The organism is Nonomuraea dietziae (assembly GCF_014195505.1).
GTDB classification, from domain to species: Bacteria; Actinomycetota; Actinomycetes; order Streptosporangiales; family Streptosporangiaceae; genus Nonomuraea; species Nonomuraea roseola.
The window spans coordinates 2,321,993-2,344,884 of sequence record NZ_JACIBV010000001.1 but is presented as its reverse complement, the minus strand read 5'-3'; the positions used below and the strand labels follow the sequence as shown (position 1 = coordinate 2,344,884).

Sequence of the window (22,892 nt, the reverse complement as noted above, 5' to 3'; positions counted from 1 at the left end):
ACGCCGCGACGTGTCTCTAGGCGGTTTCTAGTACGCCATGTCGCCACTGGTCAGGCAGCCGAAGCAGGGAAAGGAAAGGACTTTGCGAGGTGGCGATCCCGCGTTGGCGCGCCCCGGAGCCCTGGTGACCATGACTATTCGAACAGCGGACGCGAGGGTGGGAAAGTGATCAGTACCAGCCGCGCGACAGGAAGTGCGACCAGGCTGCGCACGGCGAGCCGTACCGCTTCTTGATGTAGGAAAGGCCCCATTCGATCTGTGTCCTGGGGTTGGTGCGCCAGTCTCTGCCCGCGCTGGCCATCTTGTGGCCGGGCAGCGCCTGGGGGATGCCGTAGGCGCCCGAGCCGTTGCCCGCGCGGTGGTTCCAGCCGCTCTCCCTGGTCCAGAGCCGCTCGAGGCAGCCGAACTGGGCCCTGCCCCAGCCCTTGTCCGCCACCATCGGCCTGGCGATGGACTTGTTCCTGCTGCTGCCGCTCTCCGCGTAGGCGGCCGTCGCTGTGCCCGCTCCCGACGCCACGAACGTGGCGGCGAGGAGCAGGGCTCTGGTACGGCGTGACATGCGGTATTCCCTTTCGAAGGCGATCGGGGGACTGCGTCACCCTGCCGCAAAGGGAGCATTTGTCGCTAATTGACCATGAAAAGGTAGATCGTTAGTAAAGATCCGATCTTGTGGTTACTCAGGGCTTATAGCCGCCAAATGTGGACCCTGTCACATTTCGGCGAGGGGTAGGGTCGGCTCATGAGTCTCCGAGACATCCCCGTCCGCACGATCGCGGACGCTCCGACCACCCTTGCCGAGCTGGCCGGCGACAGCGCGCTGCTCATCGTGAACGTCGCCTCCAGGTGCGGACTGACCCCGCAGTACTCAGGCCTGGTCGAGCTTCAGAAGGAGTACGGCCAGCGCGGCTTCAGCGTGGTCGGCGTGCCCTGCAACCAGTTCATGGGCCAGGAGCCCGGCTCGGCCGAGGAGATCCAGGAGTTCTGCTCCACCACCTACGGCGTCGACTTCCCGCTGCTGGAGAAGGCCGAGGTCAACGGCGAGGGCAGGCACCCGCTCTACGCCGAGCTGACCGCCACGCCCGACGCCGAGGGTCAGGCCGGCGACGTCCAGTGGAACTTCGAGAAGTTCCTGGTCGACCGTGAAGGCTCGGTCGTGGCCAGGTTCAGGCCCGGCACCGAGCCCACCGACCCCGCCGTCGTCTCCGCGATCGAGAAGCTCCTGTGAGTTCGTGCCCGTGCGGGCTGCCCGCGCCCTACGACGAGTGCTGCGGGCGCCTGCACAGGGGCGAGGCGGCGGCCGAGACCGCCGAGCAGCTCATGCGCTCGCGCTTCAGCGCCTTCGCGGTGGGTGACGCGGACTACCTGCTCAGGAGCTGGCACCCCTCCACCAGGCCCGCCGAGCTCGCCTTCGAGCCGCACCTGCGGTGGAAGCGTCTGTCCGTCGTCGCCACCGGCGCGGGCGGACCCGCCGACGAGGAGGGGACGGTGGAGTTCCGCGCCCGTTTCAGCCGGCGCGGCAGGGCGGGGGAGATGCGCGAGGTGAGCAGGTTCGCCAGGCACGAGGGCGCATGGGTCTACGTCAACGGCGAGGTCCGCAGCTCCCCCTGACGATGAGCTCGGTGGGCAGCAGCACGCTGCGCGGACGGCGGATGCCCGCCCGCAGCACCAGTTCCGCCGCGCGGTAGCCGAGGTCCTGCGCGGGCTGGGCGATGACGGTCAGCGGCGGCGAGCACAGCTCGGCCCACGGCACGTCGTCGTACATCACCAGCGACAGGTCCCGGGGGATGCGCAGGTCGAGCTCCCTGGCGGCCAGCACGGCCGCCTCGCCCAGCTGGTTGCCGCCCGCGAGGACGGCCGTCAGGTCGGGACGGCTCTGGAACAGCCCCGAGGCCGCCGCGTAGGCCGCGTCGCGGGAGCCGCCCGCGAAGACCACCAGTTCGTCGTCCACGAGCGGCCCCAGCGCCTCCCTGAAGGCCGAGACGCGCCGGGCGTGGCCGGGACCGCCGAGATAGGCGATGCGGCGGTGACCGAGGCCCTTGAGGTACTGCACCGCCGTGCGGACGCCCGAGCGGTCGTCGGCGAGCACCGTGGGGATGCCGCCCTCCACTCTGGGCCTGCCCCTCAGCCCGTCGAGCAGCAGCAGGTCGTCGACAGGCTCCTCGGTGGGCTCGTCGGGCCGCTCGCCCGCGAAGACCACCGTCATGCCGGTCCTGAGAGCCGGGCCCCAGGTGTCGGCGTCGCCCGAGGGGACCGCGACCACCTTGTCGACGCTCTGCTCGAGCAGCATGCCGATCAGTTCGGACTCCTGCTCGGGATCGCCCCCGGTCGAGCCCACCAGCACGGGCTCGCCCGCCGAGCGGGCGCACGCCAGCACGCCCTCGGCCAGCCTGCCGTACAGCGGGTCCGTCAGATCGGGCAGCAGCAGGCCAATGCCGCCGGTACGTTGCTGACGGAGGTTGCGCCCCAGCGCGCTGGGGCGGTAGTCGAGATGGGCGGCCACCGCGAGCACGCGCTCGCGGGTCTCGGGGCTGGCCGACCCGCCCGACAGCACCCTGGAGACGGTGGCCACGCCCACCCCGGCCGCCTCGGCCACGTCCTTGATGGTGGTGCGCTTCATGGAAACGATTCCATCATGGGTTCCACGAGGTTTCCACCTCTAATCAACAACAGGGGCTGGTCTCTTGACAGCGATGTCCCTTTCGGGTGAGATGCATGAAAACGTATCCACAGTGCGTGGTGACCCCCACGACCATCCGGGCCCCCGCCCGTTGCGCGAAGGAATGTCATGGCATCCATCGTCCTGTCAAATGTCGACAAGATCTACGCCGGTGGCGTGAAGGCAGTGAACGGGCTGAACCTTGAGATCAAGGACGGCGAGTTCATGGTCCTGGTCGGCCCCTCCGGTTGCGGCAAGTCGACCGCCCTGCGGATGATCGCCGGCCTGGAGGACATCAGCGGCGGCGAGATCTCCATCGGCGAGAAGGTGGTCAACCACCTGCCTCCGAAGGACCGCGACATCGCGATGGTCTTCCAGAACTACGCGCTGTACCCCCACATGACCGTCGAGGAGAACCTCGCCTTCGGTCTGAAGCTCCGCAAGATGCCCAAGCCGGAGATCCAGAAGCGCGTCAACGAGGCCGCCAAGATGCTCGGCCTCGAGACCTACCTCAAGCGCAAGCCGGCCGCCCTCTCCGGTGGTCAGCGCCAGCGTGTCGCCATGGGCCGCGCCATCGTCCGCGAGCCGCAGGCCTTCCTCATGGACGAGCCGCTGTCCAACCTGGACGCCAAGCTCCGCGTCTCCATGCGCGCCTCGCTGAATCAGATGCACGAGCGCCTCGGCGTCACCACGGTCTACGTCACCCACGACCAGGTCGAGGCCATGACCCTCGGCGACAGGGTGTGCGTCCTTCGCGACGGCCTGCTCCAGCAGGTCGACACGCCGCAGAACCTGTTCGACAAGCCGGTCAACCTGTTCGTCGCCGGCTTCATGGGCTCGCCGTCCATGAACTTCGTCACCGCCCAGGTGGTCCGCGACGGCGACGGCGCGGCCGTCACCTTCGCCGACGTCAAGCTGCAGATCCCGGCCTCGACCTTCACCGAGAAGCCCGGCCTCGACCAGTACATCGGCAAGTCGCTCATCCTCGGCATCCGCCCCTCCGACTTCGAGGACGCCAGCGCCGCCGGCAGCCACGCCAACGGCTGGGCCACCCTGCCCGCCAAGGCCGAGGTCACCGAGGAGCTCGGCTCCGAGATCAACGTCCTGTTCCTGATCGACGCCCCGCCGGTCGAGCACAAGGACACCGTCGCCGCCCAGGACACGGGTGACGACGAGGAGGCGGCGCTCCCGCTGATCGGCGACAAGTCGCTGTGGACCGCCCGCGTCAACGCCCGCAGCCACGTGCGTCCCGGCCAGACGATCGACCTGGTCGTCGACACGCACAACCTGCACTTCTTCGACTCCGAGAGCGGCCTGGCCATCGGCCACGAGGCCAACCGCTGACCCAGCGAAGGAAACGTCCCCCCGCCGCGACCCCCTCCCGCGGCGGGGGGATCTTTTTGTCCCCGCGTCGACCGGTTCGATCGGCGGCGGCTCGCCCGGCGGGGGCCCGTCGTCACGTTCAGGTCGCGGCCAGGCCGGCCCGCAGCCGCGCGTTCTCGCGCTCCAGCGCGGCGATGCGGTCGCGGGCCGACCCCAGCGCCCGCTCCACGAGGTCGCGAGGGTAGAGCTCAGGGATGTGCTGCGAGCAGTTCCAGTCGAAGCCCTCGACGTCGATCAGCACGGCCCGCTCCACCTTCCCCTGGTAGCCCTCGACGGCCAGCCGTCCGATCAGCTCGGGGTCGTCCTCCACCGCGCGCGCCCTGCCGAGCACCTTCAGCCTGCCTCTGTTCGCGTAGTCCATCAGGAACAGCGCGACCCTGTCGTCGTGGTCGAGGTTGCCGCGGGTGATGTACTGCCGGTTGCCGCGGAAGTCGGCGAAGCCGAGGGTGTGCTCGTCGAGCACCCGCAGGAAGCCGCGCGGCCCGCCGCGGTGCTGGATGTAGGGCCAGCCGCTCTCGCCGACGCTGGCCAGGTAGAAGCTGTCGCGCTCGCCGATGAACAGCCGCTCGGCGTCGCCGAGCAGGTCGGCGCCGCCCGCGCCCTCCATCAGCCTTCGATAGGCGTGGCTGCCGTGCTCCAGCTGGTGCCGCTGGACGCCGGGGGTGAACGCGATCTGCGCGAACCGACTGCTCATGACGCCTCCAATCTAACGCTTACACATAGATGTAAGCGTTAGAAGCGTCGATCAATTCCCTCGTGCGCCACGCATCAGAAGTCCTTCGAACGGCGCAGCCTCGGCGGCCGCCCGTCGGGGTCGACGACCATCCGGTAGAGCGGCATGGCCAGCGTCCTGCGCAGGCGGCCGAGCTCGGGCTGCGGATGGGGACGCAGGCGGCCGGGCGGGCGCGGCCCCCTGCGGCCGCTCTTGTGCCAGGACTCCAGCCGCGCGGCCGACTCGGCGAAGGCCTCGAAGGCGGTCACGGGGTCGCACAACTCGTCCACGTCGTCGGGGTCGCGATCGAGGTGCTCGGCAGCCAGAGCGAGCCTCAGGCGCCTGGCGTACCTGCTCGCGCCCGACGGCGGGCGCGGATCGGGCTCCTCGTCGAGCACCGCGCAGCTGAGCTCGGAGTCGAACGTCCACGACCGCAGGTTGACGTTGTCGGAGCCGACGCTCGCCCAGACGTCGTCCACCACGCAGACCTTGGCGTGCACGTACACCGCCGTGCCGAGGTGGTTCTCCAGGTCGTAGATCGCGACCCGGCCCTCACCCGCGCGCATCAGCCTGGCCAGCGCCTCGGACCTGCCGATCAGGCTGGCGGGGCCGGCCAGCCAGCCGTCCTGGTCCGGGTACCGGGGCACCACGATGACCATGCGCAGCTCCCGCTCGCGCTCCAGCGCCTCGGCGAACGGCTCGATCACCTCGGTGGACCACAGGTACTGGTCCTCCAGGTAGACCAGGGAGCGCGCCCTGCCCAGCACCTTGTGGTAGGCCCTGGCCACGCTCCGCTCGCCCTCGGGCGCGAAGGGGTAGGCACGACGCAGGTGCGGATAGGTCCTGAGCAGCTGGACGGCGTGCGTGCCCACGGGGTCGGGCGGCGGCCCCGGCTTCGGCAGCGGCGGCACGTCGTCCATCCGCTGCAGGTGGTCGCGCAGCCGCCTGATCGGCTGGCGGGTCTCGGGTGCGGGGTCCTCCCAGCGCTCGCAGAAGACCTTCTCCACCTCGCCCACGGCCGGGCCGTGGATGGCCACCTGCACGTCGTGCCAGGGCGGACGCTCGCCGTAGGACTTCGGCATGGGAGCGGCCTGCGGATCGCCGAAATGGGCGGCGTCGTCACGGCGGCTGTGGCACAGGTCGATGCCGCCGACGAAGGCCACGTCCCTTTCGGCGTCGCGGTCGTGGCGCAGGATGACGAACTTCTGGTGGTGGGAGCCGCCGTGCCGTACCCGGGTGTCGAGCAGGGCCTGGCCGCCTGCCGCCTCGATGTCCTCGCCCAGGTGCCTGTTCTCGGCGGAGCTGAAGCGCAGGAAGTCGAGGTGGGAGCGCCAGATGAGCCCCCTGACCAGCGCGCCCCTGCGGGCGGCCTCCGCCATGACCTCGGCCACCGGCTGCCCGCCGCCGGTGAGCAGCTCGTCGGGGTCGCCGCGCCAGTCGGCGAACAGCAGCAGGTCGTCCTTGCCCAGCCCGTCGATGCGCTCGGCCAGCTCGGCGAAGTAGGTCGCGCCGTGAATGAGCGGACGCACCAGGTTTCCCGTCGTCCACCCCTCGAGCTTGGTCGAGGGGTTGCCCCGCTCCTCGTGCGTAAGGAACCAGTCCTCGAGCCGCACCCGCACGCACCTCCCCGAGGGTCGCCTGAACCCTCAAGGTGCCCCCGATCGCGCTGTCTAGACGTTCATCTGCGGGCGATGCGCGCGGAGACCCGCTCCATAAGGGCGCGCGGGATGAGCCTGCCGATCCCGACGATCGCCTTGTAGCGCAGGTCGGGGATGGAGACCCGCCTGCCGAGTGCGAGGTCGCGCATCGCCTCGTTCACCACGTCGTCGGCCTCGAGCCAGAGGAAGTTCGCGATGCCGGAGATGTCCATGGCGGCCCGCTGGTGGAACTCGGTGCGCACAAACCCCGGGCACAGCGCCATGATCCGGATGCGCGGGCTGCCGACCTCCGCGGCCGTGGACTCGCTGAAGTTGACCACCCAGGCCTTGGAGGCGCTGTAGGTTCCGCGGGTGAAGAACGCCGCCACCGACGCCACGTTCACCACCGCGCCCCTGCCGCGGGCGCGCATGCCTGGCAGGACGGCCAGCGTCAGCCTCAGCACGGCCTCGCAGTGCAGCTTGAGCATGCGCAGCTCGTCCTCGACGGGAACGTCGGGGAAGTGGCCCTGATGGCCGAAGCCGGCGTTGTTGACCAGGAAATCGACGCCGTCGCGCAGGCGGGACTCCACGACCTCGAGGCCGTCGTCGGTGGCCAGGTCGGCGGGGAGCGTCTCGACGGCGACGCCGTACCTGAGCTTGAGCCGGCCCGCCGTCTCGGCGAGCCTGGATTCGTCGCGTGAGACGAGGACCAGCGAGAAGCCGTCGGCGGCCAGGCGGCGGGCGAACGCCGCGCCGATGCCGGCGGTCGCGCCCGTGATCATTGCGGTAGGCATGCCGCCAGCGTAATGCCAGCAGGCCGCGGGAACCTCCGCCGGTCGCAGGGGGTAGGACCCTGGAAAGAGCCCACATGAGAGGATCGACAGCGTGCGCCTCGCGCTTCCCTTCGCCGTGCTGGTCGCGGCGCTGACCGCCTGTTCGGCCACCCCGACCGCGGACACGACGCCCGCGTCCCCGCCCCCTCCGCCCGCGGCTCCCTCGCTCGCGGTGAGCCCGACCTCCGGCCCGAGCGTGAACGCGGGCCAAGGGCTGCAGGACAAGCTGAGGTTCACCCAGATCGCCCGGCTCGACAAGCCCGTCGCCCTCGCCGTGCGCGCCGGCGACGACGCGCTCTACATCGCCGAGCAGGGCGGCAGGCTGCACGCGGTGAAGGGCGGCGCCACGACCCAGATCATCGACCTGTCGGCTGAGGTCAGCAAGGGCAACGAGCAGGGCCTGCTCGGCGTCGCCTTCCACCCGTCGGGCCGGTGGCTCTACCTCGACTGGACCGACGCCGAGGGCGACACCCACGTCACCGAATGGGCCTTCGACGGCACGAAGGCCACCGGCCGCCGCGACGTGCTCACCCAGGACCAGCCGTACGCCAACCACAACGGAGGGCAGCTCGCCTTCGGTCCCGACGGCCACCTCTACATCGCGCTGGGCGACGGCGGCAGCGGCGGCGACCCCGAGGGCAACGGCCAGGACCTCGGCACGTGGCTGGGCAAGATCCTGCGCATCGACCCTCGCGGCGAGCCCTACAAGGTGCCCGAGGACAACCCGTTCGTCGGCAGGCGCGGCGCCGAACCCGAGATCTGGGCGTACGGCCTGCGCAACCCCTGGCGCTTCAGCTTCGACAGGCAGAAAGGCGACCTCTGGATCGGCGACGTCGGGCAGAACGCCTGGGAGGAGGTCGACCACGAGCCCAGGGGACGGGGCGGCAACAACTACGGGTGGAACGCCTTCGAGGGCGACAGGCCCTTCGACGAGAGCGTCGACATCGGCAAGGCCGTCGCGCCCGTCATCACCTATCCGCTCGGCGAGGGCGGCAACTGCTCGGTGATCGCCGGATACGTCTACAGGGGCACCAAGATCCCCGGCCTGCGCGGGCACTTCCTCTACGGCGACTTCTGCGCGGGCTGGATCAGGGCGGCCCCCGCCGACGACCCCGCCAAGAGCGTCGAGGTGGGCAAGGTCGAGCAGCTGTCGTCCTTCGGCCAGGACCACGACGGCGAGCTCTACGCGCTCAGCCTCCAGGGGCCCGTCTACCGGGTGGACGGGCCGTGAGCAGGGTGCTGATCGTGCACCACACCGCCTCACCGGCCACCCACGAGCTGCTGGAGAAGACCCGCGAGGGCGCGGGCACCGACGAGCTCGACGGCGTCGAGGTGGTGACCAGGGCCGCGCTCCAGGCCACCGCCTCCGACGTGTTCGCCGCCGACGCGGTCATCCTCGGCACCCCGGCCAACATCGGCTACATGAGCGGGGCGCTCAAGCACTTCTTCGACACGATCTACTACCCGTGCCTGGAGGAGACGCGGCGCCTGCCGTACGGGCTGTACGTGCACGGCAACGACGACGCCACAGGCGCGGTGCGCGCGGTCGAGTCGATCGCGGGCGGGCTCGGCTGGAGCCCGGTGGCGGCGCCGGTGGTGGTGATCGGCGCCGTCACCAGGACGGACCTCGAGGCGTGCTGGGAGCTCGGAGCGACGGTGGCGGCGACGATCAGTTCATGATCACCCGGTCGATGAGGTCCTCCGCGAGGGCGTTGAGCCTGGCTCCGCGTGCCCAGCCGGCGTAGTGCGTGAGGAAGACGACGGTCTCCCTCAGCTCCTCCGCGCTCAGGTCGCCGGTGCGCAGCGCGGTCTCCAGTTGCACCTCGACCGCCTCGTCGAGTCCTTGGCCGACCAGCAGGCCGACGAGCAGCAGGCGCCGGTCGCGGTCGCTGATCGCCTCACGTGACCACACCTCGGCGAACAGGTGCTCCACGGTCATGGCGAAGTTGAGAGGTTCCTTCATGGCGCGCTCCGAGCGAGGCGGGAGGGGATTCCGAAGCTCCCTATCCTTAGCCAGTTCGGCGGCAAGAGATAGGCCCTTCGAGAAGACATCATCACCAGGTCTCGGTTGCGCAAACGTTGCGACCGGGTAGAGACGGGGAGAGGAAGCCATCATGCGGATGAATGACCCCCACTTCGGCGATCTGTAACAAATGGAGCCAAGGGTCGGCCAAGATTTGGTGAAGACTTCTGGCGGCAAAGAGGAGATTAGACGGCAAAAACGGGCACAACCAAGGCGTTGGCGGGTAACGCGGAGGTAAGCCCTGGTGAAAGAGACACGGGCTTGGACGAGATGGGCCGCGATCACGGTCGCGGCCTTCTTGATGGCCGGAACCGCCGCCTGCGGTCAGGCGGAATACACCTACGTGCGCGACAGGGAAGGGACCACCTACTTCAGGGTGCCCTCCTCCTTCTCGAAGGTCGACTCCACGCAGATCGATCTCCTGCTCAGCGGTGACCATCCCAACTCCGAGACGGCGAAGCTGCGCAAGCAGCTGGTCTGGTCGACGGCCTTCGACCAGTCCGCCGAACCGGCGGTCGACCACCTGCTGGGCTCCCAGGACCCGTTCGTCTACTCGACCGTTCACCTGCTCACCGAGCCCCAGCGCAACATGATCTCCCTCAACACGATGCGCGACTTCGTGCTGCCCGTGACGGAGGAGATGCGGCAGGCCTACGCCCAGCGCCTGATGGAGGCGGGCCAGCGGCCCATGCTCACCGGCTTCGAACTGCTCAACGACCAGCAGCTCGCGCTCGGCGACGGCGCGCGCGGCGTGCGGGTGCGCTTCAACTACCAGATCGGCGACACGGTCCAGACCTTCGACCAGACGGCCTATCTGGACAGGACGGGCGGAACCGTGTCGGTGCTGCTGATCCGCTGCACGGCCGAGTGCTTCGGCAAGAGGGCCGCGGAGTTCGACAAGATCGCCGAATCCTTCAAGCTGCTCAAGTTGCCGGGATGAGGGTGCCACAGTGACCACGACCTACCAAGAGGGCGGCCTGCGCGCTCCCGGCAGCGGCCCCGTCGATCCCGACACCGTGACCCGCAAGCGGATGGTCTTCTGGGACCGCATCAAGATCCTGCTGGTGCTGTCGATCGTCTTCCTGGTGCTGGCGTGGAAGGAGATGGCCGACTACGCGGGCATCATGCCCTTCGACGACGCCCTGCGCAGGATCGGGGAGAACCATCCGTGGATCTTCTACCTGCTCGGCGCCGAGTTCGTCAGGCAGGTCCACTTCTTCGTCAGCGAGCGCTCCTCCGGCTACCACCGCTTCTGGAGCAGGGGTGTCTTCGGCGGGTTCGAGCGCTGGACGCACCGCAGGTTCAGCGACTGGACGAGGTTCCGCCTCGCCAGGCTCATCAAGATCGTGTTCTGGGTCACGCTGCTCGCCCTCGTGCTCGGCGCCGTCCTCGACACCAGCCCCTTCCTGGCCCTCTTCCAGGCGCCCGCGCTGGCCTTCCAGGCGCTGCCGTACGTCGCCCAGCTGGCCTTCGCGTTCTTCTTCATCATCTTCCAGTTCGTCGGACTGTTCTGGTTCCTGTCGCGCGGCGGCGTGGAGACCTACTATCCCGACGACATCAAGACCCGCTTCCGTGACGTGTGGGGCCAGGACCACGTCGTCGAGCGCGTCAAGGAGAACATCGTCTTCCTCGAGCAGCCTGACGCCATCGAGGCCAGGGGCGGGTACGTGCCCAGCGGCCTGCTGCTGTGGGGCCCGCCGGGAACGGGCAAGACGCTGATGGCCGAGGCCGTGGCAGGGGAGACGGGCAAGCCGTACGTCTTCGTCGACCCCGGCGCCTTCGTCAACATGTTCATGGGCATCGGCATCCTGAAGGTGAAGGCCCTTTTCAGGAAGTTGCGCAAGCTGGCGCTCCGCTACGGCGGCGTCATCGTCTTCTTCGACGAGGCCGACTCCCTCGGCCGCAGGGGCAGGCTCGCCGGACAGGCGCCCCCGGGGCAGGGCTTCACCACCGACGGCTGCCACGGACTGAACTACCTGTCCGAGCACTCCCGCTCGGTCCTGCTCACCAGACCCGCGGCCGGCGCGGAGGACAACCGCTTCTTCATGGGCGGCGGCATGAACGGCGGTAGCGGCGACATGGGCACGCTGCAGGCGCTGCTCACCGAGCTGTCGGGGCTGAAGAAGCCGCGCGGCCTGTTCAACAGGCTCGTACGGCGCGCGCTCGGCATGCGGCCCAAGCCGCCGCCGAAGTACCGCATCCTCGTCATGATGGCGACCAACATGCCCGACGCCCTGGACGAGGCGCTGCTGCGGCCAGGGCGCATCGACCGCATCTACAAGGTGGGCTACCCGTCCAAGGCCGGAAGGGTGCGCACCTACCAGGGCTACTTCGCCAAGGTCCAGCACGAGCTGACCGACGAGCAGATGGACAAGCTCGCCACCATCACCCCCTACGCCACCGGCGCCACGATCAAGGACCTGGTGAACGAGGCGCTGATCACCACCATCCGCGACGGGCGCGAGGTCATCACCTGGTCCGACGTGCTGCGCGCCAAGAGGCTCAAGCAGCTCGGCCCGCCCGAGGACGTCGAGTACATCGAGCGCGAACGGCACGCGGTCGCCGTCCACGAGGCCTGCCACGCGGTCGTCGCCTACCGCACCCGCTACCACCTCGAGATCGACATCGCCACGATCGAGAAGGGCGCCGACTACCTCGGCATGGTCGCCTCCATCAAGCCCGAGGACCAGTTCACCCGGTGGAAGTCCGAGCACGAGGCCGACATCATGGTCTCGCTCGCCTCGCTGGCGGGGGAGCGGATGTTCTTCGGCGACGACAACTCCTCCGGCGTCTCGGGCGACCTGATGTCGGCGACCTACCTCGTCGGGCTCATGGAGTCGCACTGGGGCATGGGCACCGGCATCGCCTCGCTGCCCGCGCTGCAGGAGCTGGGCATCCACGCGGGCAAGGCGATGCGCGGGCAGCAGGGCGCCGCCCAGGATCCCGCGCCGCGCGAGGCCGCCGTCCCCGAGCACCTCAGCGAGCGGGTCGAGTTCAACCTGGTCAGGCTTCTGGAGCAGACCGAGGAGCTGCTGCGTGAGCACCGGCGCGAGGTGCTGTGCCTGGCGCACGCGCTGGAGACCCACAAGACGCTCAACGGCGAGGACGTGGTCGCTGTCCTCGAGGGCAGGCAGGGCCCGCTGGTGGACGGTGCGATCTACCGCTCGCAGGAGCTCCTCGAGGAGCTGGAGGAGTACCACCGCGACGCGGCCAGGGCGCACCGCGAGCACAACAGGGTCGAGCGCGACCTGCCGGGCCCTGTCACCGTGGAGGCCGAGGTCGTCGAGGCCGACGTGGTCTACGCCCCCGCGGGGGCCGCGCCCGTCCCGATCCAGCCGGCGGTGGTTCAGCCGGCGACGCAGGGCTCCGCCCAGGTGCAGCCGGCGGCCCACGGGGAGGAACGCCGTCCCGAGTTCGTCCCCTGGTCGCCGGAGGCCATGACCGCGAGCGCGCCGGCCACCCCGGGTCTCGCGGGAGGCGCCCCCCATGCCTTCGGTACGGCGGAGCCACCGCCCTCCCGCAGGTCGCCCGCGACGGTGTGGGTCGTGGCGGGCAGCGTGATCGTGCTGGTGGGCCTGGCGCTGTTCGGCGCGCTGGCCGCGACGGGCGCGATCGGCAGCGTGGCAGGGGCGCTGTCGCCCGGGTTGCTGCTGGTGCTGTTCATCATCGTCGTCGCGATCGTCGTGGGCGTCGCGGTGGCGCTCATCGCGGTGAAGGCGGTGCGCACCGCCCAGCGAAGGGCCGAACAGGAACGCGACAGGGCCAACGCCAGGGCCCAGCTGCTGGCCGCGGCGATGGACCCGGAAACGGCGATGCGCCTGCTCGGCTACGACGGCCAGCGCCCCGACGACCGTCCATGAACCCGCTCACGCCGTGCCCCGAAGACCTCCGGGGCACGGCACGGCCTCCCCTGGCCTAGCGGGACAGGGAGTCGACCAGATCGGGGGTCAGATCGTCCAGGGTCTTGGCCGTGCCGGCGGCCAGGGCCAGGGCGTCGGGAGCGGGCGGGTAGAGCGGGTGCGGCACCGCGACCACCCGCATCCCCGCCGCGTGCGCCGACCGCAGCCCGTTGCTGGAGTCCTCGACCGCCACGCAGTCCGAGGGGTCCACGCCGAGCCGTGAGGCCGCCTCCAGGTAGCCGTCGGGGGCCGGCTTGCCGTACGCGACCTCCTCTGTCGAGACCGTCGCGCCGAAGAAGGCGCCCAGCCCTGTGGCCTCCAGCACCACGTCGATCAGCGCGCGGGGGGAGGAGCTGGCCAGGCCGAGGGGACGGCCGGCCGCCAGCCGCTCGACCGCCTCCTTGGCGCCGGGCAGGAGCGGCACGCCGTGCCGATAGCGCTCGGCCATCTGCCCGACCACCCCGCGCGCGATCTCCTCGGGCGGCAGCCGTACGCCGAGCTCGGCCAGGTAGGCCGACCACTCGCCGGTGCTCATGCCCATCAACCTCGACTGCGTCTCCTCGCGCCACGTGCCGCCGTGCTCGGCGACGAAGGCCCTGCGGACCTCCTCCCAGACCGGCTCGGAGTCGACGAGCACGCCGTCGAGGTCGAAGACGACCGGTGATCTCATGCGGGCTGCTCCATCCAGTACTCGGTGAACTCGGCGCAGCGGCCCTCGCCGTCCAGCCTGAGCACCCACAGGTTGCTGAGGACCCGGTCGGGATAGGTCGTCACGCCCTTGACGACGGCCGTCTCGCCCTCGACGGCGACGGGCTCGTACTCGAACGCCGAGGGGCCGCCCTCGTCCTCGCGCTCCAGCCATCCGCGCACGATCGCGTCGCGCCCTCGCCACGGCCGGGCGTAGGGCTCGGTGAAGTAGGCGGCGTCGTCGGTGAACAGTGCGCCGATGTCGGCCGGCTCGTTGGTGTGCCACGCCCTGACGTAGGCGTCCACCCATGTGGCGGGATCGGTCATGATCTCCTTTCTACCCCTCTGGAGTAGATGACGAGGTCGCAGGCCGTGGCGATGACCAGGGTCCTGCCGCTGGGGGAGAAGCCGGAGGCGCGCAGCTCGCAGGCCTCCTCGCGATGGATGTGCCACCAGTTCGAGCCGCGGTAGGGCTCGTCGTCCTTCGACAGGAGCACGCTCTCGGCAGGCCAGTCGGGGGCGACGAGGTGGACCGCCCATCCGTCGTCCGTCGTGGTGCGCAGACCGCCGCCCCACAGCCCCGCCATCGTGACCTGGACGCCCTCCAGCGGGCCGATGCCCTCGCGCACCAGAGAGTCGTCGGGGTAGGTTTCCCCGTGGTCGCGGTACACCCGCTGCCCGTTCGCGCAGTCGAAGACGCCTCTGCCGGTGCTCGAGGCGACGAGCAGGAGATCGGGCGCGGTGAGCCCTTCCTCCCGCGAGGGCCTCCCGAAGCCGACGTCCGTGATGCCGCCCGTCTTCTGCGCGGGCACGGGCCGCCACGGGGCCGGGGGAGGGCGCAGGGGAGCGCGGCGGAAACGGTCGCGGAGGGCAGTCCAGTCCATGGGTCCCCATTCTTCGGGAAGAATGGGTCGCCACACCTCGATCGAAGGGTTGTTCCATGACCGACTGGGTCTCCCAACTCGCGGACGACGTCATCGCCGAGGCCGAGCGCCGCGCCCCCGGCAAAACGATCGTCTGCGCCTCGGGGCTCAGCCCGTCCGGCCCGATCCACCTGGGCAACCTGCGCGAGGTGATGACCCCGCACCTGGTGGCCGACGAGATCAGGCGGCGCGGCCTCGACTGCGTGCACCTGCTCTCGTGGGACGACTACGACCGCTTCAGGAAGGTGCCGGTGGGCATCCCCGAGGAGTGGGCCGAGCACATCGGCAAGCCGCTCACCTCGGTCCCCGCCCCGCCCGGCAGCGCCTACCCGAACTGGGCCGAGCACTTCAAGACCCCGATGATCTCCGCGCTGGCGCGCCTGGGCGTGACCTACCGGGGCGTCAGCCAGACCAAGCAGTACACCTCGGGCGTCTACCGCGAGCAGATCCTGCACGCGATGCGCGAGCGCGACCGCATCGACGCGGTGCTGTCCCGCTTCCGCACCAAGGCCAAGCCGAAGGCGAAGGACGCCGACGAGGCCGCCGCGCTCGAAGGCTCAGGCGCGGCCGAGGAGGAGGCGGGCTACTACCCGTACAAGCCCTACTGCGCGCTGTGCGGGCGCGACCTCACCACCGTCACCGGCTACGACGACGAGACGACCGAGCTGGCCTACACCTGCGCGTGCGGTTACGGCGAGACCGTACGGCTGGCCACCCACGACCGCGGCAAGCTCGTGTGGAAGGTCGACTGGCCGATGCGCTGGGCCTACGAGGGCGTCGTCTTCGAGCCCTCGGGCGTCGACCACACCTCGCCGGGCTCCTCCTTCGAGGTCGGCGGCCATCTGGTCGGCGAGGTGTTCGGCGGGCAGCAGCCGATCGGCCCCCGCTACGCCTTCGTCGGCATCAGCGGCATGGCGAAGATGAGCAGCTCCAAGGGCGGCGTCCCGACCGCGGCGGACGCCCTGGAGATCATGGAGGCGCCGCTGCTGCGCTGGATGTACGCGCGCCGCAAGCCCGCGCAGTCGTTCAAGGTCGCCTTCGACCAGGAGATCCAGCGCCTCTACGACGAGTGGGACGCGCTGGAGCGCAAGGTCGCCGACGGCACGGCGCTGCCCGCGGACCTGACCGTCCACGCCAGGTCGGTGCGCACGGCGGAGGGGCCGCTCGAGTCGACGCGGCGGCGGGTGCCGTACCGGATGCTCGCCTCGATCGCGGACGTCACCACCGGCGACGAGGAGCAGACGCTGCGGATCCTGCGCGAGCTCGACCCCGCCGACCCGGTCACCGACCTGGAGTCGGTGCGTCCGCGCCTGGACAGGGCGCAGCGGTGGGTGAGCACGCAGGTGCCCGCCGAGCAGCGCACCAGTGTCCTGGCCGAGCCCGACGCCGACCTGCTGGCCGGGCTCGGCGACGAGCAGCGCGAGTCCCTGCGGCTGCTGCTCGAAGGGCTCGACGAGCACTGGTCGCTGGAGGGACTGACCGCCCTGGTGTACGGCGTGCCGAAGCTCCAGGCGGGCCTGCCCGCCGACGCGAAGGCGACACCGGAGCTGAAGGCGGCGCAGCGCGAGTTCTTCGTCCTGCTCTACACGCTGCTCGTCGGCCGCGACACCGGCCCGAGGCTGCCCACGCTGCTGCTGGCCGTCGGGGCCGACCGCGTCCGCAAGCTCCTCGGGGCGTAGAGTCGGATCATGAGACCTGTGCTCGTCTTCGACGGCGACTGCGGCTTCTGCACCACCTGCGTGCGTTTCGTCGAACGTTACCTGCGCCCCGACGCGACGATCATCGCCTGGCAGTTCGCCGACCTGGGCGAGCTGGGGGTGACCAGGGAACGGGCCGAGTACGAGCTGCTGTGGGTCGACCAGCGCGGCAGGGCCTTCGGCGGCGCGCAGGCCGTGGCCAAGCTGCTGATCCACGCGGGGCTGCCGTGGAGCGCGCCGGGCCTGCTGCTGCGGGTGCCGCCGGTGCGCTGGCTAGCTCACTGGCTCTACCGCGCCGTCGCCGACAACCGTGGCAGGCTGCCCGGCGGTACCCCTGCGTGCGCGCTTCCCGCCGATCGCCGCCCGCTCCAGCGGTAGGAAGGCCAGCAGGCAGATCACGTGCGGCAGGAAGTGGATCGTGATCGCCGCCCACGTCATCAGGTGGAACAGCGCGAAGAAGCCGACCCCCGCGTACAGCACGCGCCCGCGCGTGAACAGCAGCGCGGGCGCGGCCGTCTCGGCCAGCAGCACGACCCACTGCCCGACCAGCAGCGCGCCGGGCAGGGAGGCGACGAACTCGCCGAAGAACGTGCCGCGTCTGCTGACCGCCCACTGGAAGGTGGCGCCGTTCGGCCACTCCCAGCCGCCGTGCCTGATCTTGGCGTAGGCCGACAGGAAGTAGGCGGCCACGACCGCGATCTGGACGCACCTGATCGCCCACCCCGCCGCCTGCTCTCCTGCGCGGACGGCGGTGGGCAGCACGAACAGGGCGACGACCAGCGCGAGGTGGTCGTGGTCGACCTTGCCGTACGACATCGCCAGCAGCGCCCAGTAGAGGTAGCCGGCCGCGACGGTGTAGCCCGCCGCGCGCGGCAGCCTGCCCCATGCGGCGATCAGGGCCGCGCCGACCACCACCGCGAACAGCGCGTAGACCAGCGCAGGGTTGGCGCCCGGCAGGTGCAGCAGGCGGGCCACCAGCACGGGCCGGTAGCCGGAGGGGTTGCCGGCGTTGCCCCAGACGCCGCCGGTGAACAGGATCATGTCCAGCGGGAGGAACAGGTAGACGACCACCGACAGGATCCGCACGCGTCGCGGCGAGACGGGCGCGAACCACCAGCGATCTAGCGCACCACCCATGAGAGCCTCTCCACGTTCGTCGTCCAGGCGGGACGGCGGTCCCTGAGCGTGATCACCTTGGTCACCACGATGAGCTTGGTGAGCCTCGGGTCGCCGGGCCTGATCCTGGCGTGGGCGTCGGCCAGCCCCTGGAGCAGCTCGGGACGGGCCAGGTAGCGGCTGAGCTGTCCTTCGAGCTCGGCCCTGCGGATGCCGACGTAGTAGGGCTCGATCGGGATCTCGACCCTGGTGCCCGCGGCGGTCTCGGCGTGCAGGTGCAGCGACTTGATCTCGCCGTCAGGCGGGATGCTGAAGGCGTACTGCACCATGGGCCCGAAGGGGAACAGGTCGTCGTCCCCCAGCACCGTGCCGTACCCGAGTGCGGCGATCACGGCCCCCGCCGCTGCCAGCCGCCATGCCTTGCCCTGCCTGGATAAACCCCCCCGCATGCCTGAAAACTAGCAGATCATTTACTGATTGATCATGATATTTCGGGCATTCGTATGGCGGTGGGAAGCGGTGCGGCGCGGGTCGCGGGAAGCGGTCACGCCGTGGCGGGGGAAGGGCCGCAGGCCCGTGGCCACGACCGCGAAAAGCGTGGAGCTAGGGGAGTTCGGCGAAGCGTTCGACGTCCGCGGTCCTGCCCGAGACCAGGATGACGTCGTCGTAGGTGAGCTCGGTCTCGGCCGTGGCGTAGGTGAACTCCTCGCCGGGGCTCTTGACCGCGACCACGGTCACCCCGAACTTCTTGCGCATCCCCGACGTGCCCAGCCGCACCCCGACGTAGTCCTTGGGCGGCCTGGTCTTGGCCAGCGCGAAGCCGGCGTCGACCTGCATGTAGTCGAGCATCCTGCCGCTCACCAGGTGGGCCACGCGCTCGCCCATGTCGTGCTCGGGCAGGACGACGTGGTGGGCGCCGATCCTGCTGAGGATCTGCCCGTGCTGCCTGCTGACCGCCTTGGCCCAGATGTCGTCGATCCCCATGTCCACCAGGAGGGAGGTGGTCAGGATGCTGGCCTCGAGGTCGCTGCCGATCGCGACGACGGCCCGGTAGAAGTCGGGCACGCCGAGCTGGGTGAGCGACTCGAGGTCGGTGGAGTCGGCGGCGGCGATCTGGGTGATCTGACCGGAGAGCGCCTGGACGAGCTTGGGGCGGTTGTCGATGGCCAGGACCTCGGTGCCGCGTCTGGTCAGCTCCAGTGCGAGCGCGGTGCCGAACCGGCCGAGACCGATCACGACGACCGGGTCGTTCCTCATGTCAACCAACTATGACCCGTCCCTCAGGTAGTGCGTGGTTCAAATCAGGTATCTCACCCAGAAGTAGGGCACGCTCGCGAGAACCGTCACGAACGTCACTACCAGACCGTATCGGGTGAACTCCCAGAAGCTGATGGGGGTCCTGTTCCGCGCGGCGATGCCGATGATCACCACGTTCGCCGCCGCTTCCACGGCCGTGGCGTTGCCGCCGAGGTCCGCGCCGACGGCCAGGGCCCACCACAGCACCTGCGAGGTGCCGTCACCGCCGGTGGCGTTGACCAGGTCGGAGACGATCGGGCTCATCGTGGCCACGTAGGGGATGTTGTCGACGATCGCCGAGATGGCCGCCGACCCCCACAGCAGCAGCATCGTGGTGAACCTGAGGTCGCCGTCGGTGAGGTCGACGACCCTGTCGGAGACCGTGCCGATGACGCCCGTCTCCACCAGCGCGCCGACCATGACGAACAACCCCGCGAAGAAGACCAGCGTCGGCCACTCGACCTCGGCGATGGCCTGCTCGGTGGTGACCCTGGTGGCCGCCACCAGCGCGCCCGCGCCCAGCAGCGCCACGACCGAGGGCTCGTAGTGCAGCAGGGGGTGGAGCACGAAGGCGACCATGACGAGGGTGAGCACGCCGAGCGACTGCCACAGCAGCCTCCGGTCGCGGATGGCCTCGCGCTCGTTGAGCGCCATGATCTCGGCCGCGCGCTCGGGGTGGTAGGCGAAGGACCCGCGGAAGAGGAACCTGCACAGCCCGATGAAGATCACGAGCAGCACCACGACCAGCGGCGCGAGGTGGACGAGGAAGTCGTTGAACGACAACCCGCCTCTGCTGGCGATGATGATGTTGGGCGGGTCACCGACCAGCGTCGCGGTGCCGCCGATGTTGGCGGCCATCGCCTCGGCGATCAGGTACGGCGCGACGGGCAGCGCCAGCCGCTCGCAGACCAGGAACGTCACGGGCGCGATCAGCAGCACGGTGGTGACGTTGTCGAGCAGCGCCGAGGCGCAGGCGGTGATGAGGATCAGCAGCACCATCAACCGGAAGGGCCTGCCCCTGGCCCGTTTTGCCGCCCAGATGGCCAGGTACTCGAAGACGCCGGTCTCCTTGAGCACACCGACGATGATCATCATGCCGAGCAGCAGGAGTATGACGTTCCAGTCGATGCCGGTGTGCTCGGTGAAGAAGGCGGCCCTGGCGTCGGTCGCGTGGATGAGCAGCATGATCCCCGCGCCGCCCAGCGCCGCCGCCACACGGTGGATCCGCTCGGTGGCGATCAGGGCGTAGGAGCACAGGAAGACGGCGAGTGAGATCCAGGCCAGGACGGTCACAGGACCCTGTCCAGCAGCGCCTGGAGCGTGACCGCGCCGAGCAGCCTCCCGCCCTCCACGACCGCCACCAGCGGGCTCCGGGTACGGGCCATCAGCGCCGCCAGTTCGAGCACCGTCGCCTCAGGCCTGGCGACCGGCAGCTCGCGATGCTCCTTCGGCAGGCACTGGCGCACCGACAGGCCGTCGAGCCCGCGCAGGAACCGGTCGGCGTGCGCCTCGTCCACCACCCGCGCCAGCGCGGGATCGTCCTGACAGTAGGCGGGGACGGCCAGCCTCAGCACCTGGGTGCCCGGCAGGATCGTGAAGGGCGACCCCGCGTCGTCGACGAAGATCAGCCCGGGCAGGTCCTGGTCGGCCAGCAGCCGCGCCGCCTCGATCGCTGAGGAGTCGAGCGCGACGACGGGGAAGTCGGCGAGCAGATCACGGGCGCGCACAGCCCGACGCTATCAAGAGTGAACCTGACGGGACCGGCTCACGTCTGTGGAGGTGTGACAGGTCGGCTGACGATGCTCTGCGCGCTGAGCGTGATGCTCGCGCTGCCCGGTTGCGCCCCCGAGAAGGTCTGCACCCTCATCGGCGCCCCCGCGGGGGTCTCGCTGACGATCGCCCCGCCGCTGGCGGCCAGGGTGTCGGAGGCGGAGCTGATGGCCTGCTGGGGTGGCTCGTGCACGACGGCGCGGCCGCTGCTGAGCCCTGCCGATCGGGTGACGACGCAGACCTGCGACGCGGACAGCTGCGGGGCGACGCTCACCCGGACGGGCGGCAAACGCGGCTTCGGCGACGTCGCGGGCCTGCCGAAGGCCCCGGTGGATGTGCGGGTGAAGCTGAAGGGGGCGGACGGCGGCACAGTGCTGGACAGGACGCTGACGGTCACGCCGCGGGGCAGCTTCCCCAACGGTCCCGACTGCGGTGAGGGCGGCCCTCAGGCCGCGATCACGGTCTCGGGCGACGGCGGGCTCAGCGAGGCGACCTGAGCGCCGGGCGCGTGGGGCTCATGCGGGCCCGCCGCTCAGCGCGCCGTGCAGGAAGATCTCGACCAGGGCGGCCGTGCCGGGCTCGCCCGTCCTGCCGCGGGTGAACAGCAGGCCGAGGAAGACGGCGGCGGCCTGGTCGGCGGGCACCCGCAGCGTGCCAGGCTCGAACAACTCGGCGACCGCGGCCTTGATCGCCTCCATGGACCCTTCGCGGTCGCCGTGGCGGGCGGCGCTCTCACGCCTGGCGTGTCCCGAGGCCATCAGGGCGCCCGCGACCGTGCCGATGCGGGCCAGGTGGGCCTGGAGGGCGTCGGCGGCCTCCGTCAGGCGGTCGGCCAGCGGCCGGTCCATGGAGATGGCGGCGATCTCGGCGACGGCGTGGTCGGGGCGCAGCGCCTCGGCCATGCAGGCGTTGAGCACCTCGTCCTTGTCGGCGAAGACGCGGAAGACGGTCGCCTCACCGATGCCCGCGGCGCGGGCGATCTGGCTGGTCGTCACGGCGGTGCCGGACTCCGCGACCAGCGGCAGCGCCGCCGCGACGATCATGGCGCGGCGCTGATCGGGGCTCATGCCCGGCGCGCGGCGCCGGGGAGAGGGAGTCGTCATACCGAACACGCTAAGGAGTGAGTACTCACTCCGTCAAGCCTGTTCGATAGGGTGATCACATGATGCGTTGGACCCTTATCGTGCCCATCGTCGCTTTTCTGGTACTCGTGCTCACCTGGGGCCGCTCGCCCGGCGGCCTGCTCGTCGCGGTGGTCGCCCTGGCCCTGATCGGGGCGGTGATAGCCGCCGTCCACCACGCCGAGATCGTCGCCCATCGGGTGGGCGAGCCGTTCGGCACCCTGATCCTGGCCATCGCCGTCACCGTCATCGAGGTCGGCCTGATCGTCATGCTGATGAGCGCTGGCGGCGAAGGGTCGGAGTCGCTGGCGCGCGACACGGTGTTCTCCGCATTCATGATCGTGTGCAACGGCGTGATGGGACTGTGCCTGCTCGTCGGCGCGCTCAAGCACCGGGTGCTGGAGTTCAGGGTGGAGGGCGTGACCGCGGCGCTCGCCACGCTGAGCGCGGTCGCCACGCTCGCGCTGGTGCTGCCCTCCTTCACGGTGACCACGCCGGGCCCGACGTACTCCACCGCGCAGCTGGCCTTCGCCGGTGTCGCCTCGCTGGTCCTCTACGGCGTGTTCGTCTTCATGCAGACCGTGCGTCACCGCGACTACTTCCTGCCCGTCCAGGCGGGGGGTGAGGACGACCACGCCGACCCGCCGTCCGCGCGCACCGCCCTGATCAGCCTCGGCCTGCTCGTGTTCTGCCTGGTCGCCGTGGTCGGGCTGGCCAAGACGGCCTCGCCCGCCATCGAGGCGAGCATCGCGGCCGTGGGCGCGCCGCGCACCACGGTCGGCGTCGCCATCGCGATGCTGGTGCTGCTGCCCGAGACGGCCGCCGCCGTGCGCGCCGCGGCCCGCGACAGGGTGCAGAACAGCTTCAACCTCGCGCTCGGCTCGGCTCTGGCGAGCATCGGCCTCACCATCCCGACGATCGCGGTCGTCTCGATCATCACCGGCAGCAGCCTCGCGCTCGGCCTTGGACCGCTCCAGATGGTGCTGCTCGCGCTGACCGTGGTGGTGACAACGCTGACAGTCGCTCCGGGAAGGGCGACACTCATGCAGGGAACCGTCCATCTGGTGCTTTTCGGTGCTTTCCTGTTCCTTGCAGTGAGCCCCTGATCTCCCCTTTAATCGGACTCTGCGCATTCGGAC

At 70.2% G+C, this 22,892-nt stretch carries 26 protein-coding genes; 11 read left to right on the top strand and 15 right to left on the bottom strand.

What is annotated here, in order from left to right:
* Positions 1-169 precede the first annotated feature (169 nt).
* A complete protein-coding gene (locus tag FHR33_RS11295) occupies positions 170-559 on the bottom strand; it encodes an aggregation-promoting factor C-terminal-like domain-containing protein (RefSeq protein ID WP_183645901.1) in 390 nt (129 codons plus the stop codon).
* Between the two features lie 180 nt (positions 560-739).
* Here FHR33_RS11295 and FHR33_RS11290 point away from each other — a divergent pair, with 180 nt between their 5' ends.
* Together FHR33_RS11290 and FHR33_RS11285 are read left to right on the top strand one after the other, a co-directional pair.
* Entirely contained in the window at positions 740-1,225 is a 486-nt protein-coding gene (locus tag FHR33_RS11290) for a glutathione peroxidase (RefSeq protein WP_183645900.1), read from the top strand.
* The gene (locus FHR33_RS11285) at positions 1,222-1,608 is read left to right on the top strand and encodes a YchJ family protein (RefSeq protein ID WP_183645899.1); all 387 of its coding nucleotides are present in this window, start codon (positions 1,222-1,224) and stop codon (positions 1,606-1,608) included. The genes FHR33_RS11290 and FHR33_RS11285 overlap by 4 nt, the downstream gene beginning before the upstream one ends.
* On the opposite strand, the gene FHR33_RS11280 is transcribed toward FHR33_RS11285, so the two are convergent.
* Entirely contained in the window at positions 1,580-2,617 is a 1,038-nt protein-coding gene (locus tag FHR33_RS11280; protein WP_183645898.1) for a LacI family DNA-binding transcriptional regulator, read from the bottom strand. The genes FHR33_RS11285 and FHR33_RS11280 overlap by 29 nt on opposite strands.
* Before the next feature lie 168 nt (positions 2,618-2,785).
* On the opposite strand from FHR33_RS11280, the gene FHR33_RS11275 reads away from it, so the two are divergent.
* On the top strand, positions 2,786-4,000 hold the full coding sequence (locus FHR33_RS11275; protein WP_183645897.1) for an ABC transporter ATP-binding protein: 1,215 nt from the start codon (positions 2,786-2,788) through the stop codon (positions 3,998-4,000).
* Between the two features lie 118 nt (positions 4,001-4,118).
* On the opposite strand, the gene FHR33_RS11270 is transcribed toward FHR33_RS11275, so the two are convergent.
* The 3 genes from FHR33_RS11270 to FHR33_RS11260 all read right to left on the bottom strand — a co-directional run bounded on the left by FHR33_RS11270 (position 4,119) and on the right by FHR33_RS11260 (position 7,182).
* Positions 4,119-4,733, bottom strand: coding sequence for a pyridoxamine 5'-phosphate oxidase family protein (locus FHR33_RS11270; protein WP_183645896.1), 615 nt, complete (start codon positions 4,731-4,733; stop codon positions 4,119-4,121).
* Between the two features lie 74 nt (positions 4,734-4,807).
* The gene (locus FHR33_RS11265; RefSeq protein WP_312895468.1) at positions 4,808-6,370 is read right to left on the bottom strand and encodes a phospholipase D family protein; all 1,563 of its coding nucleotides are present in this window, start codon (positions 6,368-6,370) and stop codon (positions 4,808-4,810) included.
* A 59-nt stretch (positions 6,371-6,429) separates the two neighbouring features.
* On the bottom strand, positions 6,430-7,182 hold the full coding sequence (locus FHR33_RS11260; protein WP_183645895.1) for an SDR family NAD(P)-dependent oxidoreductase: 753 nt from the start codon (positions 7,180-7,182) through the stop codon (positions 6,430-6,432).
* Between the two features lie 91 nt (positions 7,183-7,273).
* Between FHR33_RS11260 and FHR33_RS11255 the strand changes: the two genes are divergently transcribed.
* Both FHR33_RS11255 and FHR33_RS11250 read left to right on the top strand, forming a co-directional pair.
* Positions 7,274-8,452, top strand: coding sequence for a PQQ-dependent sugar dehydrogenase (locus tag FHR33_RS11255; protein WP_312895467.1), 1,179 nt, complete (start codon positions 7,274-7,276; stop codon positions 8,450-8,452).
* Positions 8,449-8,901 (top strand): NAD(P)H-dependent oxidoreductase, encoded by a 453-nt coding sequence (locus tag FHR33_RS11250; protein WP_183645894.1) that lies wholly within the window; start codon positions 8,449-8,451, stop codon positions 8,899-8,901. Before FHR33_RS11255 ends, FHR33_RS11250 begins: the two co-directional genes overlap by 4 nt.
* On the opposite strand, the gene FHR33_RS11245 is transcribed toward FHR33_RS11250, so the two are convergent.
* Positions 8,891-9,184: a carboxymuconolactone decarboxylase family protein gene (locus FHR33_RS11245; protein WP_183645893.1), complete on the bottom strand. Its 294-nt coding sequence runs from the start codon at positions 9,182-9,184 to the stop codon at positions 8,891-8,893. The two genes, FHR33_RS11250 and FHR33_RS11245, sit on opposite strands and share 11 nt — an antisense overlap.
* Positions 9,185-9,488: 304 nt before the next feature.
* On the opposite strand from FHR33_RS11245, the gene FHR33_RS11240 reads away from it, so the two are divergent.
* Together FHR33_RS11240 and FHR33_RS11235 are read left to right on the top strand one after the other, a co-directional pair.
* Positions 9,489-10,184 (top strand): hypothetical protein, encoded by a 696-nt coding sequence (locus tag FHR33_RS11240; protein WP_183645892.1) that lies wholly within the window; start codon positions 9,489-9,491, stop codon positions 10,182-10,184.
* Between the two features lie 10 nt (positions 10,185-10,194).
* Positions 10,195-13,104 (top strand): AAA family ATPase, encoded by a 2,910-nt coding sequence (locus FHR33_RS11235; RefSeq protein ID WP_312895466.1) that lies wholly within the window; start codon positions 10,195-10,197, stop codon positions 13,102-13,104.
* Positions 13,105-13,159: 55 nt separating this feature from the next.
* On the opposite strand, the gene FHR33_RS11230 is transcribed toward FHR33_RS11235, so the two are convergent.
* The 3 genes from FHR33_RS11230 to FHR33_RS11220 are packed head-to-tail and all read right to left on the bottom strand — an operon-like array spanning position 13,160 to position 14,714.
* The gene (locus FHR33_RS11230) at positions 13,160-13,813 is read right to left on the bottom strand and encodes an HAD family hydrolase (RefSeq protein WP_183645891.1); all 654 of its coding nucleotides are present in this window, start codon (positions 13,811-13,813) and stop codon (positions 13,160-13,162) included.
* The gene (locus FHR33_RS11225) at positions 13,810-14,157 is read right to left on the bottom strand and encodes a nuclear transport factor 2 family protein (RefSeq protein WP_183645890.1); all 348 of its coding nucleotides are present in this window, start codon (positions 14,155-14,157) and stop codon (positions 13,810-13,812) included. The genes FHR33_RS11230 and FHR33_RS11225 overlap by 4 nt, the downstream gene beginning before the upstream one ends.
* Positions 14,154-14,714, bottom strand: coding sequence for a hypothetical protein (locus tag FHR33_RS11220; protein WP_183645889.1), 561 nt, complete (start codon positions 14,712-14,714; stop codon positions 14,154-14,156). Before FHR33_RS11220 ends, FHR33_RS11225 begins: the two co-directional genes overlap by 4 nt.
* 56 nt (positions 14,715-14,770) lie before the next feature.
* Between FHR33_RS11220 and lysS the strand changes: the two genes are divergently transcribed.
* Positions 14,771-16,432, top strand: coding sequence for a lysine--tRNA ligase (lysS, locus tag FHR33_RS11215; RefSeq protein WP_183645888.1), 1,662 nt, complete (start codon positions 14,771-14,773; stop codon positions 16,430-16,432).
* A 9-nt stretch (positions 16,433-16,441) separates the two neighbouring features.
* Positions 16,442-16,828, top strand: coding sequence for a thiol-disulfide oxidoreductase DCC family protein (locus FHR33_RS11210; protein WP_183645887.1), 387 nt, complete (start codon positions 16,442-16,444; stop codon positions 16,826-16,828).
* Here the strand turns inward: FHR33_RS11210 and FHR33_RS11205 are convergent.
* From FHR33_RS11205 to FHR33_RS11185, 5 genes are all read right to left on the bottom strand, one after another.
* Positions 16,724-17,587 carry an HTTM domain-containing protein gene (locus FHR33_RS11205; RefSeq protein WP_183645886.1) on the bottom strand — a complete coding sequence of 288 codons (864 nt, stop codon included), beginning with the start codon at positions 17,585-17,587 and terminating at the stop codon, positions 16,724-16,726. The two genes, FHR33_RS11210 and FHR33_RS11205, sit on opposite strands and share 105 nt — an antisense overlap.
* Entirely contained in the window at positions 17,572-18,015 is a 444-nt protein-coding gene (locus FHR33_RS11200; RefSeq protein ID WP_183645885.1) for a hypothetical protein, read from the bottom strand. Before FHR33_RS11200 ends, FHR33_RS11205 begins: the two co-directional genes overlap by 16 nt.
* Positions 18,016-18,169: 154 nt before the next feature.
* Positions 18,170-18,823 carry a potassium channel family protein gene (locus tag FHR33_RS11195; RefSeq protein ID WP_183645884.1) on the bottom strand — a complete coding sequence of 218 codons (654 nt, stop codon included), beginning with the start codon at positions 18,821-18,823 and terminating at the stop codon, positions 18,170-18,172.
* Between the two features lie 39 nt (positions 18,824-18,862).
* On the bottom strand, positions 18,863-20,155 hold the full coding sequence (locus tag FHR33_RS11190; RefSeq protein ID WP_183645883.1) for an ArsB/NhaD family transporter: 1,293 nt from the start codon (positions 20,153-20,155) through the stop codon (positions 18,863-18,865).
* Complete coding sequence (locus FHR33_RS11185) at positions 20,152-20,589, bottom strand: CBS domain-containing protein (protein WP_183645882.1); 438 nt, start codon at positions 20,587-20,589, stop codon at positions 20,152-20,154. Before FHR33_RS11185 ends, FHR33_RS11190 begins: the two co-directional genes overlap by 4 nt.
* Positions 20,590-20,643: 54 nt before the next feature.
* On the opposite strand from FHR33_RS11185, the gene FHR33_RS11180 reads away from it, so the two are divergent.
* Positions 20,644-21,129 (top strand): hypothetical protein, encoded by a 486-nt coding sequence (locus FHR33_RS11180; protein WP_183645881.1) that lies wholly within the window; start codon positions 20,644-20,646, stop codon positions 21,127-21,129.
* An 18-nt stretch (positions 21,130-21,147) separates the two neighbouring features.
* Here the strand turns inward: FHR33_RS11180 and FHR33_RS11175 are convergent, their stop codons facing one another.
* The gene (locus tag FHR33_RS11175) at positions 21,148-21,735 is read right to left on the bottom strand and encodes a TetR/AcrR family transcriptional regulator (protein ID WP_246451751.1); all 588 of its coding nucleotides are present in this window, start codon (positions 21,733-21,735) and stop codon (positions 21,148-21,150) included.
* 59 nt (positions 21,736-21,794) lie between these two features.
* Between FHR33_RS11175 and FHR33_RS11170 the strand changes: the two genes are divergently transcribed.
* A complete protein-coding gene (locus FHR33_RS11170) occupies positions 21,795-22,859 on the top strand; it encodes a calcium:cation antiporter (protein ID WP_221241054.1) in 1,065 nt (354 codons plus the stop codon).
* Positions 22,860-22,892 lie beyond the last annotated feature (33 nt).